23 protein-coding genes are annotated in these 21,380 nt (G+C 72.1%); 9 read left to right on the forward strand and 14 right to left on the reverse strand.

From position 1 onward, the window contains the following. Window positions 1-43: 43 nt before the first annotated feature. Together bla and KBC94_RS03135 are read left to right on the forward strand one after the other, a co-directional pair. Window positions 44-973 (forward strand): class A beta-lactamase, encoded by a 930-nt coding sequence (bla, locus tag KBC94_RS03130; protein ID WP_294366233.1) that lies wholly within the window; start codon window positions 44-46, stop codon window positions 971-973. Between the two features lie 154 nt (window positions 974-1,127). Further along, window positions 1,128-1,553: a DUF1330 domain-containing protein gene (locus KBC94_RS03135; protein ID WP_294366235.1), complete on the forward strand. Its 426-nt coding sequence runs from the start codon at window positions 1,128-1,130 to the stop codon at window positions 1,551-1,553. Window positions 1,554-1,562: 9 nt separating this feature from the next. Here the strand turns inward: KBC94_RS03135 and KBC94_RS03140 are convergent, their stop codons facing one another. Beyond that, window positions 1,563-1,853: a hypothetical protein gene (locus KBC94_RS03140; RefSeq protein ID WP_294366238.1), complete on the reverse strand. Its 291-nt coding sequence runs from the start codon at window positions 1,851-1,853 to the stop codon at window positions 1,563-1,565. Window positions 1,854-1,967: 114 nt separating this feature from the next. Between KBC94_RS03140 and KBC94_RS03145 the strand changes: the two genes are divergently transcribed. Beyond that, window positions 1,968-2,870: a LysR family transcriptional regulator gene (locus tag KBC94_RS03145; protein ID WP_294366240.1), complete on the forward strand. Its 903-nt coding sequence runs from the start codon at window positions 1,968-1,970 to the stop codon at window positions 2,868-2,870. Window positions 2,871-2,938: 68 nt separating this feature from the next. Here KBC94_RS03145 and KBC94_RS03150 read toward each other — a convergent pair whose 3' ends face one another. Further along, window positions 2,939-4,117: a citrate synthase gene (locus KBC94_RS03150; RefSeq protein WP_294366242.1), complete on the reverse strand. Its 1,179-nt coding sequence runs from the start codon at window positions 4,115-4,117 to the stop codon at window positions 2,939-2,941. Window positions 4,118-4,203: 86 nt separating this feature from the next. Between KBC94_RS03150 and KBC94_RS03155 the strand changes: the two genes are divergently transcribed. The 3 genes from KBC94_RS03155 to KBC94_RS03165 all read left to right on the forward strand — a co-directional run bounded on the left by KBC94_RS03155 (window position 4,204) and on the right by KBC94_RS03165 (window position 7,137). Beyond that, the gene (locus tag KBC94_RS03155; RefSeq protein ID WP_294366243.1) at window positions 4,204-5,334 is read left to right on the forward strand and encodes a citrate synthase/methylcitrate synthase; all 1,131 of its coding nucleotides are present in this window, start codon (window positions 4,204-4,206) and stop codon (window positions 5,332-5,334) included. A 143-nt stretch (window positions 5,335-5,477) separates the two neighbouring features. After that, on the forward strand, window positions 5,478-6,536 hold the full coding sequence (locus KBC94_RS03160) for a phosphotransferase (protein WP_294366244.1): 1,059 nt from the start codon (window positions 5,478-5,480) through the stop codon (window positions 6,534-6,536). A 10-nt stretch (window positions 6,537-6,546) separates the two neighbouring features. Next, window positions 6,547-7,137, forward strand: coding sequence for a DUF3253 domain-containing protein (locus tag KBC94_RS03165; RefSeq protein WP_294366245.1), 591 nt, complete (start codon window positions 6,547-6,549; stop codon window positions 7,135-7,137). Here KBC94_RS03165 and KBC94_RS03170 read toward each other — a convergent pair. The 7 genes from KBC94_RS03170 to KBC94_RS03200 form a co-directional block, all read right to left on the reverse strand. Beyond that, complete coding sequence (locus tag KBC94_RS03170; RefSeq protein ID WP_294366246.1) at window positions 7,101-8,288, reverse strand: MFS transporter; 1,188 nt, start codon at window positions 8,286-8,288, stop codon at window positions 7,101-7,103. The genes KBC94_RS03165 and KBC94_RS03170 overlap by 37 nt on opposite strands. After that, window positions 8,285-9,187, reverse strand: coding sequence for a 2-dehydropantoate 2-reductase (locus tag KBC94_RS03175; RefSeq protein WP_294366247.1), 903 nt, complete (start codon window positions 9,185-9,187; stop codon window positions 8,285-8,287). The genes KBC94_RS03170 and KBC94_RS03175 overlap by 4 nt, the downstream gene beginning before the upstream one ends. A 19-nt stretch (window positions 9,188-9,206) precedes the next feature. Continuing rightward, the gene (locus tag KBC94_RS03180; protein ID WP_294366248.1) at window positions 9,207-10,142 is read right to left on the reverse strand and encodes a glutaminase; all 936 of its coding nucleotides are present in this window, start codon (window positions 10,140-10,142) and stop codon (window positions 9,207-9,209) included. A 76-nt stretch (window positions 10,143-10,218) separates the two neighbouring features. Beyond that, window positions 10,219-11,109 carry a DMT family transporter gene (locus KBC94_RS03185; protein ID WP_234193618.1) on the reverse strand — a complete coding sequence of 297 codons (891 nt, stop codon included), beginning with the start codon at window positions 11,107-11,109 and terminating at the stop codon, window positions 10,219-10,221. Window positions 11,110-11,170: 61 nt separating this feature from the next. After that, a complete protein-coding gene (locus KBC94_RS03190) occupies window positions 11,171-12,586 on the reverse strand; it encodes an amidohydrolase family protein (RefSeq protein WP_294366250.1) in 1,416 nt (471 codons plus the stop codon). Window positions 12,587-12,638: 52 nt separating this feature from the next. After that, the gene (locus KBC94_RS03195; protein WP_294366251.1) at window positions 12,639-13,388 is read right to left on the reverse strand and encodes a sulfite exporter TauE/SafE family protein; all 750 of its coding nucleotides are present in this window, start codon (window positions 13,386-13,388) and stop codon (window positions 12,639-12,641) included. Window positions 13,389-13,404: 16 nt separating this feature from the next. Next, complete coding sequence (locus KBC94_RS03200) at window positions 13,405-14,424, reverse strand: tripartite tricarboxylate transporter substrate binding protein (RefSeq protein WP_294366253.1); 1,020 nt, start codon at window positions 14,422-14,424, stop codon at window positions 13,405-13,407. A gap of 125 nt (window positions 14,425-14,549) precedes the next feature. On the opposite strand from KBC94_RS03200, the gene KBC94_RS03205 reads away from it, so the two are divergent. The 3 genes from KBC94_RS03205 to KBC94_RS03215 all read left to right on the forward strand — a co-directional run bounded on the left by KBC94_RS03205 (window position 14,550) and on the right by KBC94_RS03215 (window position 17,825). After that, entirely contained in the window at window positions 14,550-15,269 is a 720-nt protein-coding gene (locus KBC94_RS03205) for a GntR family transcriptional regulator (RefSeq protein ID WP_294366254.1), read from the forward strand. A gap of 79 nt (window positions 15,270-15,348) precedes the next feature. Next, the gene (locus tag KBC94_RS03210) at window positions 15,349-16,287 is read left to right on the forward strand and encodes a 2-oxoglutarate and iron-dependent oxygenase domain-containing protein (protein WP_294366255.1); all 939 of its coding nucleotides are present in this window, start codon (window positions 15,349-15,351) and stop codon (window positions 16,285-16,287) included. Window positions 16,288-16,427: 140 nt separating this feature from the next. Then, window positions 16,428-17,825, forward strand: a complete 1,398-nt coding sequence (locus KBC94_RS03215) for an aldehyde dehydrogenase family protein (protein WP_294366257.1) — start codon at window positions 16,428-16,430, stop codon at window positions 17,823-17,825. A 17-nt stretch (window positions 17,826-17,842) separates the two neighbouring features. On the opposite strand, the gene KBC94_RS03220 is transcribed toward KBC94_RS03215, so the two are convergent. From KBC94_RS03220 to KBC94_RS03240, 5 genes are all read right to left on the reverse strand, one after another. Continuing rightward, window positions 17,843-18,352 (reverse strand): flavin reductase family protein, encoded by a 510-nt coding sequence (locus tag KBC94_RS03220; protein WP_294366258.1) that lies wholly within the window; start codon window positions 18,350-18,352, stop codon window positions 17,843-17,845. A 150-nt stretch (window positions 18,353-18,502) separates the two neighbouring features. After that, a complete protein-coding gene (locus KBC94_RS03225) occupies window positions 18,503-19,732 on the reverse strand; it encodes a nucleoside recognition domain-containing protein (protein WP_294366259.1) in 1,230 nt (409 codons plus the stop codon). Window positions 19,733-19,932: 200 nt separating this feature from the next. Beyond that, complete coding sequence (locus KBC94_RS03230; RefSeq protein WP_017758264.1) at window positions 19,933-20,211, reverse strand: type II toxin-antitoxin system RelE/ParE family toxin; 279 nt, start codon at window positions 20,209-20,211, stop codon at window positions 19,933-19,935. After that, window positions 20,208-20,501 carry a hypothetical protein gene (locus KBC94_RS03235; protein ID WP_017758263.1) on the reverse strand — a complete coding sequence of 98 codons (294 nt, stop codon included), beginning with the start codon at window positions 20,499-20,501 and terminating at the stop codon, window positions 20,208-20,210. Before KBC94_RS03235 ends, KBC94_RS03230 begins: the two co-directional genes overlap by 4 nt. 53 nt (window positions 20,502-20,554) lie before the next feature. Beyond that, window positions 20,555-21,367 (reverse strand): crotonase/enoyl-CoA hydratase family protein, encoded by an 813-nt coding sequence (locus KBC94_RS03240; protein ID WP_294366262.1) that lies wholly within the window; start codon window positions 21,365-21,367, stop codon window positions 20,555-20,557. Between the last annotated feature and the right edge of the window lie 13 nt (window positions 21,368-21,380).

A 21,380-nucleotide genomic window follows, 5' to 3' on the forward strand; every position in this document is an offset into this window, starting at 1 on the left:
GTGGGCGGCCTTCCCGCACCCATCATCTGTCCACAGGATCTCCATGACCTTCCACTACCCGGCTGCTTCTCTTGAACTCGCGCAGCGCCGTCGCCTTCTGTCCGCCCTCGCCGCCGCGCCGCTGGTGCTGGCCACGACAGCATGCGCCACCGCCGCCGCGCCCGCCGACCGCGAGGCGCAGGCCGCGCTGAACGCCCTGGACGAAGGCTTCGATGACCGGCTCGGCGTGTTCGCGCTCGACACCGGCTCCGGCGCCACGCTGGGCCATCGTGCGGGCGAACGCTTTCCCATGTGCAGCAGCTTCAAGGCCGTGCTGGCGGCGTCCATGCTGGACCGCAGCCGTCGGCAGCCGGACTGGCTGGCCCACCGCGTGCGCTATGCCAAGGCCGACCTGGTCAGCTATTCGCCCGTCACCGAGCGCCATGTGGGCGAGGGCATGACCGTGGCCGAACTCTGCGCCGCCACGGTGCAGTACAGCGACAACGGCGCCGCCAACCTGCTGATGGCCCAGAGTGGCGGCCCGCAGGCGCTCACCGCCTTCGCGCGCAGCCAGGGCGACAGCGCCTTCCGGCTCGACCGCATCGAACCCGCACTCAACAGCGCGATTCCGGGCGACGAGCGCGACACCACCACGCCCGAGGCCATGGCCCGGCTGCTGCAGCGGCTGGTGGTGGGCGAGGGCCTGCCGCCGCGCGAGCGCCAGCAACTGGCCGACTGGCTGCGTGGCAACACCACGGGCGCACGGCGCATCCGCGCGGGCGTGCCGGCGGCCTGGACCGTGGGTGACAAGACGGGCACCGGCGCTCACGGCTCGGCCAGCGACATCGGCATCGTGTGGCGACCGGGCATGGCACCGCTGGCGCTGGCCATCTACACGACGCGGCCGAAGGCCGATGCGCCGGCGGACGAGGCCGTGATCGCCGAAGCGGCGCGCATCGTGGCCCGCTGGGCGGGCGCGGGACGGCCGGCCTGAGCCCGCGTTCGCCCAACAGGGCCATCGGGCGTTCGCGTCGATGCCGCGCCGCCCGCGCTGTCACCGGCGCAACAGCGCCGGGCGCGCGCGCCGGTCAACATGGGCGAGCGCCCATCCACGGCCCTGCGTGGAGGCACCTTGAACGGAGACCTGAATGTCCATGTCGCTGCCTTTCGACCGCGTCGCCATCGATCCGACGCGCGACAGCTTCAAGCAGTTGTTCGACCAGGTGCCGGCGGACACCCCGGTGCTCATGCTCAACCTGCTGGCCTTCCGCGCGCAGGCCGCCGATGCACCGGGCGCGCCGGTGCGCTCGGGCCGCGCCGCCTACGCCACCTACAGCGAGGCGGTGGTGCCGCTGCTGGCGAAGGTCGGCGGGCAGGTTCGCTGGGTCGGCGATGCGCGTCATGCGCTGGTGGCGCCGCCCGGCGAGTCCTGGGACGAAGTGCTGCTGGTGGAGTACCCCACGCGCGACGCCTTCGCCGCCATGATCCAGTCGCCCGAGTACCGGGCCATCGTGCATCACCGCACGGCGGCGCTGCGCGATGCGCGGCTGATCGCCACCACGCAGCGGCCCTGAGGCCCCGCCTCAGCGGCCCAGATGGCCGAGCAGTTCGCAGCGGCCCACGCCCAGGTCGTTGAGCTCGTGCTGGCCCATCGCCATCAGCAGCGCGCCCTCTTCCCGCAGGCGTCGCGCCTGGATGCGGCGAACGCGCTGCTGCGCTGCTTCATCGCGCAGACGCTGCAGCAGGCCGGCGCGGGCCGGCTTCGCCGTAGCCTCGACCATGGCCTCGCGCGGCACGGCACCCGGCACGATGGCGCGACGGGGTGTGGCGGCGCTCGGGCAGGCGGTGGCGGGTTGCAGCACGAGGGTGTTCATGATCGGCTCCTGGCGTGTGTTTCTGGCACGAGGTGGTGAAAGGAGCCGCGATCATGCGCCGCGGCGCAGCATCGGAGAAGTTGAGAGTTCTGAGGGCTGCGATCAGAATGCCTGATGCGCCAATTGAACCTCGACCAGGTGCGCACCCTGGTCGCCATCGCCGACCTCGGCAGCTTCTCGGCCGCCGCCCAGGCCCTGCACCTGGCCCAACCCACCGTGAGCCTGCATGTGAGCGAGCTGGAGTCGCGGCTGGGCGTGCCGCTGCTGCTGCGCTCACCGCGGCATGTGCAGCCCACGCCAGCCGGCGCCGAGCTGGTCGAGCGTGGCCGTCGCCTGTTGCGCGATGCCGACGAAGCCATGGACGCCGCCCGGCGGCGGCATGCGGGCCTGGAGGGGCGGGTGCGCATCGGCGTCTCCACCACCAGCGTGGTGGTCGACCTGCTGCCGCCGGTCTTCGAGGCGCTGGCCGCCCGCTACCCGGGCATCGAGCTGTCGCCCGTGTTCGTGGGCTCGGCCGACTCGGCCACCGGGCTGGTGGGCGGCGCGGTGGACCTGGCGGTGGTCGCCCTGCCCCAGCCGGCTCTGCCCGGCGTGCGCTTCACGCCCTGGTTGCGCCACGAGATGCGGGCGCTGGTGCCGGCGGTGTGGCCGGCCTTGCCCAAGCGCGCCACGCCGGCCTGGCTGGCGCAGCGGCCGCTCATCATGAACGAGCCCGGCACGCGCATGCAGACGCTCACGCTCGAATGGTTCGGTCGCGCCGGCTTCTCACCGCGGGCCCGCATCGAGCACAACTACGACGTCGCGATGCGCGGCCTGGTCGAGGCCGGCTATGGCGCCGCGCTGCTGCCGCTGCGGGCCAGCCATGAGGAGGCCGCCGGCTCGCGCGTGCGGGTGCTGCCGCTCAGCCCCCGGCTGGTGCGTCAGCTGGTGATCGGACACCGAACCCAGGAGCCCGCCGGCGGTCCGGTGCGGCGGGTGGTGGACATGCTGATGGAGATGGCGGGCCAGGTGGGTTGAAGGGCGCGCCGGCTCGTGCCGTCCATGCAGTCACGCCGTGCTGGTCCGCGCCGGCTGCGGCGCCTCGTTCAACGTGCGGCGGAGGCGCCCGGCGCCGGCCCGGTATAGCGTGCACGCGGCCGGATCAGCGTGCCCGTGGCCTGCTGCTCCAGTGCATGGGCGATCCAGCCCACGGCACGCGCCAGGGCGAACAGCACCAGCGGCGCATGCGCCGGCAGCCGGTGGGCGGTGGTGAGCGCTGCGAGTGCGAAGTCCACGTTGGCCTTTTCGCCCATCAATCGCTCGCCCACCTCCCGCAATTCGGCATAGGGCGCAGGCAGATCGATGCGGGCGAGCAGCGCCTGGCATCGCACATCGCCCTGCGGATAGAGCGGATGGCCGAAAGCGGGCAGCCGCCGGCCCAGCGACAGCCATTCGTGCATCGCCGCGTCCACGCCCTCGCGCTCGGCCGCGCGGACCAGGCCCAGCGTGGCACGGGCCGCGCCGCCATGAAGTGGGCCGCTCAGCGCCGCGAGGCCACTCAACACGCTGGCAGCCAGCGAGGCGCCGGTGGAGGCCGTGACGCGCGTCGCGAAGGTGGAGGCATTGAGTTCGTGGTCGGCCAGCAGCACCAACGCGCGCCGGATCAGGTCGGCGGCCTTCGGCCGGCGCCAGACGGCGGCCAGGCGCTCGTGCACCCGCTCGCCGCGCGACGGGCCGGCCAGTGCATCGGCCAGCAGGCCCATGAGTCCTGCTGCTTCATGGAGCAGCGCGAGGCGGCCCCGCCCCCGCCCTGGCGGATCCGCCGCGGCCCTCACGGCCAGCGCCGTCATCGCGCTCGCGAGCGGGGCAGTAAACGAAGCCGGTGCGCCCGTCGGTCCCGGAGAGGCAAAGGGATACGCCGGCCCGTCCCACAGCAGCGCGGACACCTGCTCCAGCGTGCCCTCTTCTGCCAGCGCACAGGCATCCTGCCCGCGGTAGTAGAGCCGCCCGGCCACCACCGTCGAAATGCCCGAAGCCAGCACCGGCTCGCCCCACTGGATGGCCTCTCCCGCCAGCGCTGCGTCGCTGCGCCGGCCCTGCCGGCGCGCGGCCAGGCGTTGCACGTCGTCGCGGTGGTAGAGGCTGCGCCGCGGGTCGGCCGTGTCAGCCTGCGTGCGGATGCGCCCGCGGCTCACGTTGGCATAGAGCGTCTGCGGACGCACTTTCAGCAAGGCCAGGGCATCGGCGGCAGGCAGCCACAGCGGCAGCTTCTCGGCAGCGGTCATGTTGATGAAATGAATCAAGATTGACGTCAACATTGTGCGGTTTCCACAATGCCTCGCATCCCCAACGACACACGAAAGGCGGCGACATGACGGACGATGACAACAACGGGCTCGAGGGCGTGGTGGCGGCCCACACGGTGCTGTCCGAGGTGGACGGCGCCGCGGGCCGGCTGGTGCTGCGCGGCCATGTGCTGGACGACATCGCTGGCCGCTGGCGCTACGAAGAGGTGCTGGCGCTGCTCTGGCAGGGCTTCTTCGCGCAGCTGCCTGCGGCGCCGGAGCTGGCCCTCGCGCTGGGCCGTGCGCGCACCGACGTGGCGGCCCTGCTGCGCGCGGACGATCGCGCCGCGCTGTCGGCCCTGACGCCGCTGGAAGCCATGCGCGCCCTTCTCGCCCGCGTGCCCGACGGCGACGATCTGCCTACGGCCTTGCGCCTAGTGGCGGCGCCCGTCGTCTTCACGGCAGCGGTCCTGCGCTGGAAGGCGGGCGAGTCGGCCCTTGCGCCCGAGCCCGAGGCTTCCCATGCGGCCGACTTCCTGCGCATGGTGTCTGGCCGGCCGGCCACGTCGGCCCAGGCGGCGGCGCTCAACGCCTACCTGGTCACGGTGGCCGACCACGGCCTCAACGCCTCGACCTTCGCCGCGCGTGTCGTCGCGTCCACGGGCGCCGGCCTGGCCTCGGCCGTGCTCGCGGGCCTGAGCGCGCTCAAGGGCCCGCTGCATGGCGGCGCGCCCGGGCCGGTGCTGGACATGCTCGATGCCATCGGCCATGCCGATGCGGCCGCGCTCTGGCTGGACGCCGCGCTGGACCGCGGCGAGCGGCTGATGGGCTTCGGCCACCGCATCTACCGGGTGCGCGATCCGCGTGCCGACGCGCTGAAGAAGGCGCTGCGCCAACTGGCCCAGGCTGGCGGTGTGGAAGCCGGCCGCGTTGCGCTGGCCGAGGCCGTGGAGCGCGCCGCCCTCGCCTCGCTGCAGGCCCGCAAGCCGGGCCGGGTGCTGGAGACCAATGTCGAGTTCTACACCGCCCTGCTGCTCGAAGCCGTGGGCCTGCCGCGCGAGGCCTTCACCGCCGTCTTCGCGGCCGGCCGGGTCGGCGGCTGGGTGGCGCATGCGCGCGAGCAGGTGCAGCGCGGGCGGCTGATCCGGCCGCAGTCGGTGTACGTGGGGCCGGCACCCGCGGCGGCTGACAAGGTGGCCGAGCCGGCGGTTGCCTGACGACAGTTGCTCGAAGTCGTTGGGGTGGGCCATGGTGAGCGCGCGTCTTTGGCATCGCCGAAGCCGGTGCCACTTAGACTCCGCGCCCCGTGTCGACCTGCGTGCATCCGCCGCGGGTCGGCATGGGCTGCAGAAAGCGAACCATGGCCACTTCCGACGCGTGCGATCCCGAGCTTGTCCCCGCCCACACCACCGTCGCCGCGCGTTCCGTGGCGGGCTGGGCGCAGCGGCACTATGGGTTGGCGGTGGAGCACTGTGTGCTGATCCGCCGTGGTCTCAATGACAACTACGCCCTGCGCGTGGCGGGTGGCGTGCGCCACGTGGCGCGGCTCTATACCATCCGCCCGCGTGGCCCCTTCAACGTCGATTTCGAGACCGCGCTGCTGAAGCACCTGCAAGGCCGCGGCGTGGGCGTGGCCGCCCCCGTCGATACGACGGCGGGCGGCTCGCATGTGCGTCTGCCGTGTCCCGAAGGCGAGCGCGGGTTGGCACTCTTCCACCACGTCGAAGGCGCCGTGCCGGACGCTCTGGACGACTTCGCCGCGACCGGCGAGGTGCTGGCCCGCATGCATGCCGCCGCGCGGGACTACGCCGGCCCGCCCAGCCTCTACGCACTCGATGGCCACGGCTTGGCCGGCCGCACGCTCGCCTGGTTGCGGGCCTATCCCGGCCTCGATGCCGGCGTGCTCGCCAGCTACGAATCGCTGATCGGTTCCTTGCTGGAGGAGCTTGCCGCGGCCGAGCCCGCGCTGACCCGCGTGCTGTGCCACGGCGACACCCATGGTTTCAACAACCATGTGGTGGCCGACGAAGCGGGCAGCAAGCGCGCGGTCCTCTTCGACTTCGACGATGCGGGGCCGGGCTTCCTGGCCTACGACCTGGGCGTGATGCCTTGGTCCTACCTGCTCCGCAAGGGCCTGCGCGAAGCCGACGACCTGCTGCGCGAGCGCTGGACGCACTATCTGGCCGGCTACCGCGCTGCGGGTGGCTTGATCACCGACGCGGATCTGGCGGCCCTGCCGTTGTTCATCCAGCTGCGCCATCTCTGGAACCTGGGCGAGGGCGTCGGGCGCCTGCACCATTGGGGAACCAGCGTGGCGCCCGAGGACTGGCTGCGCAAGCAGATCGAGGTGATGGCGGCGTGGAAGAGGCTGGATCTGGGCCCGGCTTCCGCCGACAGCGTGGGGGGCCCGCCCGTGTGACGATGCCGTCATGCGCCCGACCGACGCCACCGTCCGCCTCACCATCGCCGACCTGCTTGAACGCCGTGCCACCGAGGCGACGGTCTGCCCCTCGGAGGTGGCCCGTGCGCTGTCGGCGGACGATTGGCGACCGCTCATGCCGCAGGTCCGGGCTGTTGCCATCGAGATGGCGAGGCAGGGCAATCTGGAGATCCGCCAGCATGGCCGAGCTTTGTCACCCGAAGCGGCGTTGCGCGGCCCGATCCGGCTGGGCCGCACGAGCTCGGCCGCCGCCGCTGGTGCACACACCGGCGGCCATCCCACCACGCCCGACGGGCGCTACTTCGTCGTGCGGGGCCGGCTCTGGCGCAAGGCCAACCCGGACCTGCCGCAAGACAAGCGCGACGCCCTGGTGCGCCAACTGATGGACGCCCGCCGTGCCCTGCGCGGCCGTCGCTCCGAAGCCGAGCGCCAGGCCGCGCGCGAACAGGTCGACCAGGCCAAGCGGGCCCTGGGCGAGCGCGGTCCGGTGTGGTGGACCGACGGCGCGCCCGACTTCAACCGCCGCATGGCCCGCAACACGCCCTACCGCGACTGGTTCGCTGCGCTGCCGGAAGGTTGAGCCGGACGCAGCCCCAGCCACAGCAGCGCCGCCGCGATCAGGCCCAGCGGCAGCACAGAGCCCAGGTTCAGCAGCGTCCAACCCCGCGTGGTGACCAGGGCACCCGACGCGAAGGAGGTGCCCGCCAGCACGGCGAACTGCAGGAAGTTCATCGCCCCCTGCGCCCGGTTGCGCTCCTGCGGCGTGTGCGATTGCAGCGAGAGCGTGGTGCTGCCGGTGAACAGGAAGTTCCAGCCCACGCCCAGCAGGAAGAGCGCGATGGTGAAGTGGTGCAGTTCCACGCCCGACAGCGCGATGGCCACGCACAGCATGTTCAGCAGCACGCCCGTGCCCATGATCGGCAGCGTGCCGAAGCGCTGGATCAGGTGGCCGGTGAAGAAGCCGGGCGCGAACATGCCGATCACATGCCACTCCAGCACGAAGGCCGCGTCCGAGAAGGGCAGGCCGCACTGCTGCATGGCCAGCGGCGTGGCCGCCATCAGCAGGTTCATCACGCCATAGGCCAGCGCGCCGCCCATCGCCGCAACCAGGAAGGTGGGCTGCCGCAGCAGTTGCGCCACGCTGCGGCCGGCGGAGGCCGACGAGGTGGCCAGCGGCGGCGGAAAGCGCATCAGGGCCAGCAGGCCCATGGCCAGCAGCGCGACCACCGCCAGCGCCAGGTAGGCGCCGACGAAGGGCGCGGCCGTGAGGTCGCGCGTGCGGGCCGCCAGGTTGGGCCCGACGATGGCGCCGATCAGCCCACCCGCCATCACGTACGACACCGCCTTGCTGCGCATGGCCGGCGCGCACAGCTCGGCCGAAGTGAAGCGGTAGAGCTGGCCGTTGGCCGAGTAGTAGCCCGCCAGCAGCGTGGCGGCGCACAGCAGCCAGAACTGGCGCGTGAAGGCCGCGAAGGCGCACAGCAGGGCCGAGCCCAGCGCCACGAGCAGGCCGAGGAAGAAGCCCGTCTTGCGCCCGAGGCGCCCCTGCACCCAGGCCACCGGCGCGGTGAACAGCGCGCCGCCCACCACATAGCCCATGACCGGCAAGGTCGCCATCCAGCCATGGGGCGCGAGGGCCAGCCCCACCAGGCCGTTGATGGCGATGAAGGTCACGTTGTTGGTGAGGAACAGCCCCTGCAGGGCCGTCAGCAGCCAGAGGTTGCGGTTCATCGTGCCGCCGGCGGCGTCTCCAGCAGCCGGACCACGCTGTGCAGCAGCCGGTTCAGCGGCACCGGCACGCCCAGCGCATCGCCGCGCCGCACCACATAGCCGTTGATGTGGTCGATCTCGGTGGGCTTGCCGCGCATCAGGTCCTGGGCGGTGGAGGAGAACTGCGCCGGCATGGTGGCCGCGATGGCGTCGACCGCGGCATACGGATCGCCCGGCACCTGCACGCCGTCGGCCTGCGCCACGGCCAGGCACTCGTCGGCGATGGCGCGCAGCGTCGGCAGGATGCCCGGCGCCGGATGGATTACGCCATAGGGCTGGCGGGTGATGGCCGAGATCGCGTTGTAGGCGGCATTGAGGATCAGCTTGGCCCACAGCGCGCCGATGGCCTGCGGCGACACCTCGGTGGGCACGCCGGCGGCCTCCAGCAGGGCCGCAATCTCGGCACTGCGCGCCGACGGGCCGATCACCAGTTCGCCGCGGCCGTGGTGGCGCAGATGGCCGGGCCCTTCCATCTCGGTGGCGACGTAGACCACGGCCGGCACCACCGTCTGCTGCGGCAGCACCGCCTGCAGGCGCTCGGCGTTGTCCACGCCGTTCTGCAGGCTCAGCACCAGCGCGCCGGGCGGCAGGTGCGGGCGCATCTGTTCGCCTGCGGCCGCGGTGTCGGGCGACTTCACGCAGAACAGCACCACGTCGGCACCAGCGACGGCCTCGGGCCCGGTCGCGGCCTGCAGCGGTACCTGCTCGTCGAAGCGCGTGGTCTGCATGCGCAGGCCCTTGGCGCGCACCGCCTCCACATGGGCCGGCCGGCCGATCAGCACCACCGAATGTCCCGCGCGGGCCAGCATGCCCCCGTAGTAGCAGCCGACCGCGCCGGCGCCCATCACTGCGACCTTCATCTTTCGCTCCTTCGCATCCTCAGAAAACGGACAGCCCGGTGCGGGCCACGAACAGTTCGAGGGCCTTCATGCCCAGGTGGGAATTGCCCGTGCCATCGAGCGCGGGCGACCACACGCACAGCGTGAGCCGGTCCGGCACCACCGCCACGATGCCGCCGCCCACGCCGCTCTTGCAGGGCAGGCCGATGCGGAAGGCGAACTCGCCCGCCGCGTCATAGGTGCCGCAGGTGAGCATCAGCGCATTGATGCGCCGCGTCTGGCGCTCGGTCACCACCTGCTCGTCGGCATTGGCAGGATGGGCGCCGTCCCGGGCCAGGTAGCTGGCGGCGCGGGCCAGCTGGCGGCAGCTCAGGGCCAGCGCGCACTGGTGGAAGTACAGGTCCAGCACCTCGGCCACCGGGTGGTCCAGCTTGCCGAAGCTCTTCATGAAATGGGCCAGCGCCAGGTTGCGGTGGCCGGTGGCGGCCTCGGAGGCGGCGACCTCCTCGTCGAAGACGACCGGCTCGCCCGCGAGGTGGCTCAGGAAGCCGCGCAGCGTGTCCCGCGCATCGGCGCCGTAGAGGTCGACGATGCGGTCGGCCACCGCGATGGCGCCGGCATTGATGAAGGGATTGCGCGGCTTGCCCTGCTCGCTCTCCAGCTGCACCAGCGAGTTGAAGGGATTGCCCGAAGGCTCGCGCCCGATGCGCGCCCACAGTTCGGCCTCGGGCATGTGCCGCATGGCCAGCGTGAGCGAGAAGAGCTTGGAGATGCTCTGGATCGAGAAAGGCACATCGCCATCGCCTGCCACGGCCTCGTGGCCGTCGCAGGTGCGCAGCGCGATGCCGAAGCGGTGGGCGTCCACGCGGGCCAGGGCGGGGATGTAGCTGGCGACCTTGCCCTCGCGCCCCGCCTCGGGCTGCAGGGTGTGGACGATGTCGTCGAGGACGGCCTGGAAGTCGAGGGAGCTGTTCATGGAAAAGGGGGTGGTGGCTGCCCGTTCGGACGCCCCTGCATATGGAAGAAACTTTCTTCAGTTTGTACGTCGAGCTTCAGCCTCTGCGGTTCAGCAACACCAGCCCCACCGATACACCGGCCAACGCCGCCACCAGCTGCGCCGTCAGCGGCTCGCGCAGCAGCAGCACGCCGAAGAGCAGCGCGAACAGCGGCGTGAGGAAGGTGAAGGGGGAGATGCGGGTGGCCGGGTAGTGCCGCAGCAGCCACATCCAGGCCAGGTAGCTGGCGAAGGCACCGATGAAGGTCTGGGCCGCGATGGAGGTCCAGGCGTAGGCCGAATAGCCCAGGCCCCAGGTCTCGCCGCGCACCAGCGAGGCCACCGGTACCACCACGGCCGTGACGGCCAGTTGATAGAACAGCGTCTTCTCGGCACTGGCGGTGGCCAGCCGGCTGCTGCGGATCACCAGCGTGGTCAGCCCCCACAGCAGGCCCGCCAACAGGGCCAGCGCGTCGCCCCGCAACTGCCCGGGCTGGGCATGGCCCAGGCTTTCGCTGAAGGCCACCACCACGGCCGCGAAGGCCAGGGCCAGGCCGATCCACTGCACGCCCCGCAGCCGTTCGGCCGGCACCAGCCGCGGCAGCAGCAGGGCCACGAAGAAGGGCGAGGTGTAGAGGAAGACGGTGAGCCGCGAGGCGGTGGTCAGCTGCAGGCCCAGGTAGATGCAGATGAACTCGCCGGAAAACAGCAGCCCCGCCAGCAGCCCGGCCGCCAGCGTCCCGTCGCGCCGGAACAGCGCCACGCCGCGCACCGCGCACCACAGCAGCAGCAGCACGGTGGCCCCCACCATGCGCAGCGTGGCCTGCCACATGGGCGGCACCTCGGCCACGGTGGTCTTGATGAGGATCTGCTGCAGGCCCCAGAACGCACAGCAGGCGACGAGGATCAGGAGGGCACGGGTGTCGAGGTGGTCTTTGCGATCGGTCATGCAGCGGGCGGCGTTGTCTCGGCGGTCTTCTGGGGTCAGCCGCCGATCCTAGCCCGCGGGGCTAAATGCTGCTGGGCGCGTGCAGGGCCTGCGCGCGGTGCGCGTCCGAGGTGGCATGCACCCGCTGGATGGGCGCCCGCGCCACGTCGCGCCGGGCGATGGTGGTCACCTCGCGCATCAGCGCGCGGGCGTCCCAGTCCACCGGCCAGCCCTGCCACAGCCGCAGCGCGCCCTGCACGAAGACGGCGTCGATCTGGTCGCGGTTGGCAAAGCGCACCAGCTCCCAGCCCAGGTCCCAGCTGGGCAGGAACTCGGGCACGTCCACGTCCAGCAGCAGGAAGTCGGCGGCATGGCCGGCCTCGATGCGACCGGTGATGTGGCCCAGTCCGGCGGCGCGCGCCCCTTCGTGCGCGGCATGGTCCAGCCAGGTCCAGCCGCCGCCGCAGGAGGAGTCGCCCTTGGCGATGCCCTGGGTCAGGCGCTGGGCCATCTCGGCGGCGTCCATCAGGCGCAGCGCATCGGCGCGCGTGCCGTCGGTGCCCAGGCCGAAGGGCACGCCCAGCATCTGCAAGAGGCCGGCGTCGAGCACGGCATTGCCCTTCCAGGCGCTGGCCACGGGGTTGTAGGCCACGGCGGCGCCGCTGTCGCGCAGCAGGCCCAGCTCGCGCGGAGTCAGCAGCGTGGCATGGGCGAGCAGCGCGCTCTCGTTGAGTGCGCCCACGGCGTGCAGCAGCTCCAGCGGACGCAGGCCGCGCGCGACCAGCGAGCGCTCGACGGCGGCCAGGTGCTCGTTCACATGGGTCTGGAAGCGCGCGCCGGCCTCGCGGGTGAGCGCGGCCACGTCGTGCAGCATGCGGTCGGTGGCGGCCTCGGGGATGGAGATGGCCAATGACGGGTGCACCAGCGGGTCGTGCTCGTGCGCCGCAAGGAAGCCCGCCGCGCGGTCGAGGATGCGGCGCGCGCCGGCCTCGCCCTCGGTGTTGCCGGCGTCGTTGCAGATCAGGCCCAGCACGCAGCGGATGCCCACCTCGCGCGCGGCCCGCGCCACGCCGCCCAGGCCCTCTTCGGAGCGCGTGCCGGCATCGACCACGGTGGTGAAGCCGCCGCGCAGCGACTCCAGCGCGGCCAGTTTGGCCGACAGGTAGGCGGCGTGCTCGTCCAGCACGCCTTCCATCGGCACCCAGATGCGGCGGAAGATCTCCGACGGCTCGCCGAAGGCCAGCGACTTGCCGAAGGCCTGCGTGAGGTGGGTGTGGGTGTCGATGAGGCCGGGCATCAGCAGATGGTTCGGGGCCTCGTACACCGGCAGGCCCGGATGGGCGGCCCGCACCTCGTCGACCGGGCCGACCTGCGTGAAGCGGCCGTGCTGCACGGCGACGGCCAGGCCCTGCCTCATGCCGCCCCGCTGCAGCAGGTGGCCGGGGGCGATCAGGAGCGGGGCATCGCCGGCGAGGCGGAGTTGGTCAGCGGACAGCATGGGAGAAGGTGCTCGGAAAGGCGCGCTCACAACGTGGCGCAGAAAGGACGTGTCACTTCAGGATCAGCAGGGCGAACCAGCCACCCGTGGCCAGCAGCAGCACGGCCACGCCGCGTTGCAGTTGCGCGATGGGCAGCCGCCGCGCGGCGCGCTGGCCCAGCAGGCTTCCGGCCATCAGCAGCAGGCCGCACATCAGCGCCAGTCGCCAGTCCAGCCGGCCGGCCAGCGCGTGGACGGTGCTGGCGGACACGGCCACCGGCAGCTGCACCGCCTGCGCCGCGGCGACCGCGAAGACCAGCGGCTGGCGCAGCAGCATCAGCAGCGGCAGCAGCAGCACCGGGCCGCCGGTGCCCGTCAACGCCGAGCCGGCACCGACTGCCACACCCAGCGCCGCGAGCGCCCCGCTGCCCAGCGTCGGTGCGCCTTCGTGGACGCCGGCCGACGCCGGCCGCAGCCCGCGCCAGCCTGCCAGCAGCACCAGCGCCGTGACGCCCGCCAGCAGCACCTGCACCGGCAGCCAGCGCACCACCAGCGCGCCGACCACCGCACCCACGAGCGCACCCGCGAGCAGCGGCACGCAGCGGCGCGCCAGTTCGGGCCGCTGCCGCAGGCGGCCGAGCGCCACCAGCGCCGGCAGCAGGAAGGCCAGCGACGAGGCCGCGATGGCCTGCGGTGCCGGCACGCCGCCCAGCGTGGTCAAGAGCGGCACCACCAGCACGCCACCGATGCCCGTCGCGCCGATCAGCGCGCCGGCCGCCAGCAGCAGCGGCGTGACGATCCAGGCGTGGGCGATCAGCGGCATGTCGGTGGCCTCATCGTCATTCGGCCTTGATGCCGGCTTTGTTCACGACGTCCTGAATGGTCTGGCGCTCCTTCTTCAGGTAGTCGCCGAAGGCCGGGCCGGTGGTCACCACGGGGCGCACGGCGATCTCGCCCAGGCGGCGCACCACCTCGGGGTCCTTCATCGTGGTCTGGATGGCCTCGGCCAGCTTCGCGGCGACTGGGGCCGGCACGTTGGCGGGCGCCAGGATGCCCAGCCAGGAGTCCAGCTCGAAGCCCTTCAGGGCCGGCGTCTCGGCCAGGGCCGGCACCTGCGGCGCGATGGGCGCGCGGGCGGCGGAGGTGACGCCCAGGCCCTTGATCTTGCCGTCCTTGATGAAGGGCAACGCCAGCGACAGCGGCAGCACCGCCAGGTCCAGCTGGCCGCCGGCCACGTCGGTCAGCACCTGCGGGCCCGACTTGTAGGGCACATGCACGATGTCGATGCCGGCGCGCTGCTTGATGAGCTCGGCCGTCACATGCAGCGAGGTACCCACGCCGTCGGTGCCGAAATTCAGCTGCCCCGGGTGCGCCTTGGCGTACGTGATCAGCTCGGCGGCACTCTGCGCCGGCAGCTGCGGCTTGCCGACCAGCACGAAGGGCGAGAAGCCGACGGTGGCGATGGGCGCGAAGTCCTTGAAGGTGTCGTAGCGCACGGCCGAGGGCGCCACCAGCGGTGCCACGTTGAGCGGGCTGGCCACGGCGAACAGCAGCGTGTAGCCGTCGGCCGGCGCACGGGCCGCCTTCTGCGTGCCGATGGTGCCGGCGGCGCCGGCCACGTTGTCGATCACCATCGGCTGGCCCAGCACCTCGCCCAGCTTGGCGTTGACCAGGCGGGCCGTCGCATCGACGCCGCCGCCTGCCGCGAACGGTACGATCAGCGTGACCGATTTGGCCGGCCAGGCCTGGGCCTGTGCGGCGCCGGGCCATGCGGCCAGGGCCATGCCCGCCGCCAGGGCGGCAGCCAGGGTGCGGCGGGTGGAGCTCAGGGAATGGGCGGTGCGGGCGGGATGGGCCATGGTCGTTCCTCGTTCGGCAGTGTTGAAGGATGGAAAAGCACCTCGACGGTGCGAGAATCTACTCGTTATGACAAGTTATAACAAGCGATGCAAGCGGCATGCCAGCCGTGCGGAAGGGCCGCGCCTTGGCTGAGATTCCCCAGTCGCTGCATGCCCGCCTGCGCGATGAACTGCGCGCCGCCATCCTCGACGCCCGACTGAAACCGGGCGACAAGCTGCCGTCCGAATCCGAGTTGCAGGCGGCCCATGGCGTCAGCCGGATCACCGTGCGCCAGGCGCTCGGCGCGCTGCAGGCCGAGGGCCTGATCGTCAAGCTGCACGGAAAGGGTGCGTTCGTCTCGCACCCGAAAGCGGCGCAGAGCCTCAACCGCCTGCAGGGCCTGAACGAGGCGCTGGCCGCCGAGGCGCGCGCCGTCAGCAACAAGCGCCTGGCCTGGCGCGAGGTGCGGGCCCCCGCCGCCGTGGCGCAGAAGCTGGGCCTGTCAGGCAACACCACCGTCTACCACCTGCAGACCGTGCGCTACCTGGAGCGCGAGCCGCTGTCGGTCAACAACTCCTGGCTGCTGGTGACGCTGGGCGAGCGGCTGTCGCGGGTGGATTTTTCCCAGCGCGACCTGATCGACGTGTTCGAGCACGAGGGCGGCATCGCCGTCGGCCGGGCCGACCTGGAGATCGGCGCCGGCACCGCCCGCGCGGCGGATGCCCGCCTGCTCAAGCTCGAAACTGGCGCGCCCGTGCTGGAGGTGGAACGCGTCGTGCATGACCAGACCGGCACGCCGGTGCATGTGGAAAGCGCCGTCTACCGCGCCGACACCTTCCGCTACCGGCTGAGCCTGCAACGCTAGAAGGGCCCGCCAACCTGCCCGCGCAGCCCGCCGCGTCACGATTGCCCGCCGACCTTCCTCAACGCCTTTGCCCGCCGCCATGACCGCTGCCTCCACCATCCCCGTCATCAACATCGCCGCCCTCGCCTCGCCCGATGCCGACGCCCGTCGCCGCGTGGCGGCCGAGGTGGGCGCCGCCTGCCGGGACATCGGCTTCTTCGCCATCACCGGCCACGGCGTGCCGGCCGAAGTGATCGACGGCGCCTTCGCCGCCAGCCGCGACTTCTTCGCCCAGCCGGTGGCCGACAAGGCCGCGCTGGCCTACGCCTCGCTCAGCCACAACCGCGGCTATGTGGGCATGGGCGTGGAGGCGCTGGACGAGAAGCGCGGCGCCGACCAGAAGGAGGCCTTCAACCTCATCTGGACCGACGAGGCCACGCGCCCGCCCAATGCCTGGCCCGCCCTGCCCGGCTGGCGTGCGCCCGTGCAGGCCTACTTCGATGCCGTGTTTGCCGCCGCCAGCCGCCTGCATGCGGCCTTCGCGCTGGACCTGGGCCTGCCCGAGGACTTCTTCGCCGACAAGATCGACCGGCCCCTGGCCACACTGCGCCTGCTGCACTACCCCGCTGGGCAGGCGGCCGACCAGGGCGTGGGCGCGGGCGCCCACACCGACTACGGCAACGTCACCCTGCTGGCGACCGACGGCGTCTCGGGCCTGCAGGTGCAGGGCCGCGCCCGCGACGAATGGATCGACGTGCCGCCGCTGCCCGGCGCCTTCGTCTGCAACATCGGCGACTGCCTGATGCGCTGGACCAACGACGTCTACCTGTCGACGCCCCACCGGGTCGTGCGGCCGGCCGCCGAGCGCTACTCGATCGCCTTCTTCCTCGACCCCAATCCGGAGGCGCTGGTCAGCGCCATCCCCAGCTGCGTGCCGCCGGGCGAGACGCCGCGGCACTCGCCGGTCACCACGCAGGCCTATCTGCAGGCCCGCTTTGCGGCCACCTACGGCGCCGCAGCGACGGCGCCGGCTGGCTGAGCAGCGGCAGGCGCCGGCTGCTCGCCAGGCCCACCTGGGCCCTGCGATGGTGTGGCGTGCGGCGGCGGTGGGCATGACCCATACCGCCGCCGTCCGGCACGGGGCATCATGCGGCACCTTCTTCGACACCGCCCCTTGCCATGACGCCTGCGCTCCACGCCATGTTCGACGCCCAGCACGCCGCCAGCCGCGCCCAGCCGGAGACGCCGCTCGCGCTGCGCCGCGACCGCCTGCTGAGGATGCGCGGCCTGCTCCAGCAGCACGGCGCGGCGCTCGCCCAGGCGGTGCAGGCCGATTTCGGCGTGCGCTCGGCACCGCTGACCGAGATCGCCGACATGCTCCTCTTGCGTGAAGGCGTGGCCGACGCGCTGCGCCATCTGCGCGCGTGGTCGCGGCCGCGCCGGGTGCGCACGCCGCTCACCCTGCAACCGGCGCGTGCATGGATCCAGCGGCAACCGCTGGGCGTGGTGGGCGTGCTCTCGCCCTGGAACTATCCGCTGCTGCTGTCGCTCGGGCCTGCTGCCACGGCCATGGCGGCCGGCAACCGCGTGATGCTCAAGCCCAGCGAGCGGACGCCCCGCACCTCGGCGCTCACGGGCGAGCTGGTGGCGCAGCACTTCGCGGCCGACGAGTTCTGCGTGGTCAATGGCGACGCGGCGTTGGCTGCGGAATTCGCCGGCCTGCCCTTCGACCACCTCTTCTTCACCGGCTCCACCGTCGTCGGGCGGCATGTGGCTGCGGCGGCGGCCGCCAACCTCACGCCCACCACGCTGGAGCTGGGCGGCAAGTCTCCCTGCGTCGTCGACCCGTCCTGCCGCATCGACGAAGCGGCAGCGCGCATCGCGCATGGCAAGCTGCTCAATGCCGGGCAGACCTGCATTGCCCCCGACTACCTGCTCGCCCCGGCAGCCATGCATGCCGCACTGGCGGATGCCATCGGGCGGGCCGCCGGGCGCATGTTCCCGACCGTCGGCGGCAATCCCGACTACACCGCGCTGATCGATGACCGCCACGCCCAGCGGCTGGCGCGCCTGCTGGACGATGCCGTCTCGCGCGGCGCCGAGGTGCGCGTGCTGGGCGCCGACGGTGCCGATGCGCGCCAGATGGCGCCGCGCCTGGTGCTGGGTGCCACGCCCGACATGGCGCTGATGCAGGAGGAGATCTTCGGTCCGGTGCTGCCCGTGCTGGCCTGCGAGAACGCGCAGCAGGCCGTGCAGTTCATCAACGCGCGGCCACGGCCGCTGGCGCTGTACTGGTTCGGGGAGGATCGCGCGGCCCGCGATGCCCTGCTGCAGCAGACCACCAGCGGCGGTGTGAGCATCAACGACACGCTGGTGCACATCGCCCATCCGCGCTTGCCTTTCGGTGGCGTGGGCGACAGCGGCTGGGGCGCCTCCCATGGCGAGGCGGGTTTCCTGCGCTTCACGCACGAGAAGGCGGTGCTGGTGCAGTCGCGCTGGTCGCTGGGCAGCCTGCTGCATCCGCCCTACGGTCCCCGAACCGAGCGGCTGCTGGCCGCAATGCGCCGTCGCGGCTGAGGCCGGATTCGTCGCGCCTACAGCGGGTGCTCGGTATAGAAGCGGCCGCCGTGGAAGAGCAACGGGGCCACACCGGCCCGATGCGCGCAGCGCTCCACCTCGCCGACGAAGATGACGTGGTCGCCTTCTTCATAGCGGCTGCGGTTGAAGCATTCGAAGCTGGCCACGCAGCCCTCCAGCACGGGCGCACCGGCCACGCCTGGGGCCCAGTCCACGCCCACCCAGCGGTCCACTCCGCGTGCGGCGAAGCGCTCGGCCAGCGCCTTCTGGCTGGCGGCCAGGATGTTGACCGCGTAGTGCGAGCCCGCGCTGAGGTCGGGCATCGAACCCGCGCTGCGCGCCAGGCTCCACAGCACCAGCGGCGGCGTCAGCGACACCGAGTTGAAGGAGTTGGCCGTGAAACCCACCAGCCGTCCATCGGCGGCCCGCGCCGTGATGATGGTCACGCCGGTGGCGAACATGCCCAGGGCGGCGCGGAACTCGGCGGCGGAAAAGTCGGGCGCTTGGGCCTGGAGGGGTGCGGTCACGGAAGAGGGCCTGGTGGCGGGAGGCGGTCGGCCGGCATTGTCCCGCAGGCCGCTTGCCGGGGGCAGTGACAGGGTCAGGCAGGTGCAGATGCAGGCGTCAGGCGCTGCGCGCCGCTGGCCGATGAAGGGGGTTGAAGAAGGCCCGGCGCCTCACCCGAAGAACCAGTAGCAGACGGCGATCGCGGCCACCACGCCCGCCAGCTCGGCCAGCAACGCACAGCCCACCGCGTGCCGCGCCCGCTGGATGCCCACCGCGCCGAAGTACACCGCCAGCACGTAGAAGGTGGTCTCGGTGCTCCCCTGGATGGTGGCGGCCACCAGCGCGGGGAAGCTGTCCACACCGTGGGTCTTCATGGTCTCGATCAGCAGCGCCCGCGCCGCGCTGCCCGAGAAGGGCTTGACCAGCGCGGTGGGCAGCGCATCGACGAAGCGCGTGTCCCAGCCCGTCTGCGCCACGCACCAGCGGATGCCGTCCAGCAGCAGGTCCAGCGCGCCCGAGGCCCGCAGCACGCCGATGGCGCAGAGCATGGCCACCAGGTAGGGCAGCAGGCCCTTGGCCACGTCGAAGCCTTCCTTGGCGCCCTCGATGAAGCGGTCGTACACCGCCACCCGCCTGAGCGCGCCGACCACGAGGAAGACGATGACGATGCCGAACAGCAGCAGATTGCCCATCAGCGACGAGAGCTGCGCCAGCGCCTGCGCCGACAACGCGGCCAGCAGCGCCATGAAGCCCGCCAGCAGCGCCGCGCCGGGCAGCAGGTAGGCCAGCACCACCGGATCCCACAGTTTCAGGCGCTGCACCAGCGCCACCGACAGCAGCCCCACCAGCGTCGACGCGCTGGTCGCCAGCAGGATGGGCAGGAAGACCAGCGTCGGATCGGCCGCGCCCTGCTGTGCGCGGTACATGAAGATGGTCACCGGCAGCAGCGTGAGCGAGGACGCGTTGAGCACCAGGAACAGGATCTGCGCATTGCTGGCCGTGTCGGGCTGTGGGTTGAGCGTCTGCAGCTCCCGCATGGCCTTCAGGCCGATGGGCGTGGCCGCGTTGTCCAGGCCCAGCGCATTGGCCGCGAAGTTCATGGTGATGAGCCCCAGTGCCGGATGGCCGGCCGGCACTTCGGGCATCAGCCGCCGAAAGAGCGGCCCCAGCGCCCGCGCCATCAGCGCCACCAGGCCGGCCGCTTCGGCGATGCGCAGAAAGCCCAGCCACAGCGTGAGCGTGCCGAAGAGCAGCAGCATGATCTCCACCGACAGCCTGGCCATGGCGAACAGTGCCTCGACCATGGCGGCGAAGACCGTCGCGTCGCCACCCACCAGCCAGCGCGAAAAGCCCGCCACGGCGGCGACGAGGAAGAAGGACAGCCACAGGCCGTTGAGCATGGTGGAAAGCGATGCAGAGGGAGCGGGAATGCGCGCGCGGATCATAGGAGCCGCCGCGCCGCATCCAAGGCCGCGTCGGCCCGCTGGCGATGCTCAGTGGCAAGGGCGGCGCGTGATGCGGCGCCATGTCGGAGATGCTCATGCGAGCGGCGGCGTTGTTGGATGAGGGGGCGGCGCAGGGCCGCGTCGCCCGGCGTCGATCAGGCGGGTGGCCACCGGCGGGCCGTGTGAACGAGCGCCAGAATCCAGACCGCGTCGTCGTGCACTTCGTAGACCAGCCTGTAGCTCTCGTGCACGACGAGTTCGCGCGTGCCGGCAACGCGGCCTGCGCGCCCCAGCAGCGGGTGCGCCGACAGGCGGCCAGCCGCGTCGCCGAAACGCTCGTCCATGCCGATGGCGGCCAGGGGCTTGTCCCGGCCGATGAAGTCCAGGATGTCCGCCCGATCCTGCTCTGCGGCCGAGGTCCAGAAGACTTTCAAGGCTTGTTTGCGTCCGCGCGGGCTTGGAGCCGGGCGCGGCGCTCGGCAAATCGGGCCTCGACCTCGTCGGCGCTGGCGTGCTGGCCGGCGGCGCGTTGTGCGCGGGCCGTGGCCACCTTGTCCTGCAGGAAAGCGTCGTAGTCCCTCGCGTCTCGCTGGCGCTGGACGAAGTCGCGCATGAGTTCCCGGACGATCTGCGAAGCCGGCCGGTCGCTGGCCTGCGCCTCCGCCATGAAGGCGTCGCGCAGTTCCGGCTCGAGTTTCATGGTGAAGACGGCTTCCTTGGGCATGGCGGCTCCTGAAAACGTAGGGACGATGTCTCTATTTTGTCAGTACCTCGTCATCACCGGGGCATCTCGCCGAAGCGCCCGTGCCGCCCCGCCCCCGCTGCGAAGCGCGCAGCGCCCGCCTCACCCTCGGCGAAGAAGGCCGGCACGCCGTTCGCGCCCTCCTGCCGCAGTGCCTCGTCCAGCGGCAGATCCCACTGCGCATAGGCGGAGCGGCGGTCGGCCCGCATGCATTGCTGCGGAAAGACCGCCAGCTCGCGCGCCCAGGCGTGGGCGGCGGCCAGGGCGTCGCCACGGGGCACCACGCGGTTGACCAGGCCCATCGCCAGCGCCTCGTCCGCGGGCACGGGCCGCCCGCTGAGGATCAGGTCCATCGCCCGGCCCATGCCCACCAGGCGCGGCAGCCGCACGGTGCCGCCATCGATCAGCGGCACGCCCCAGCGGCGGCAGAAGACGCCCATCACCGCGTCGTCGGCGGCCACGCGCAGGTCGGCCAGCAGGGCCAGTTCCAGGCCGCCGGCCACGGCGTAGCCCTCGATGGCGGCGATCAGCGGCTTGGCCAGCGCCATGCGCGTCGGACCCATGGGGCCGGGGCCTTCGCCGCGGGCATCCAGCGCATTGCGCGCGGCCGGGTCGGTGGCGGCCGCCAGGTCGGCGCCCGCACAGAAGTGGCCACCGGCGCCGGTGAGCACCGCCACGCGCAGCGCGTCGTCGGCCTCGAAGCGTTCGAAGGCCTTTCGCAGCGCTTCGGCGGTGGCGCCGTCGACCGCGTTGCGCTTGTGCGGCCGGTCGAGGGTGATGGTGCAGACGGGGCCGTCGGCGGCGTAGTGCACGCTCGTCTGCGGGGCAGAGGAGGAGAGATCGGTCATGGACGGGGCTCCT

The organism is Pseudacidovorax sp. (genome assembly GCF_017991995.1).
Lineage (GTDB): Bacteria > Pseudomonadota > Gammaproteobacteria > Burkholderiales > Burkholderiaceae_C > Xenophilus.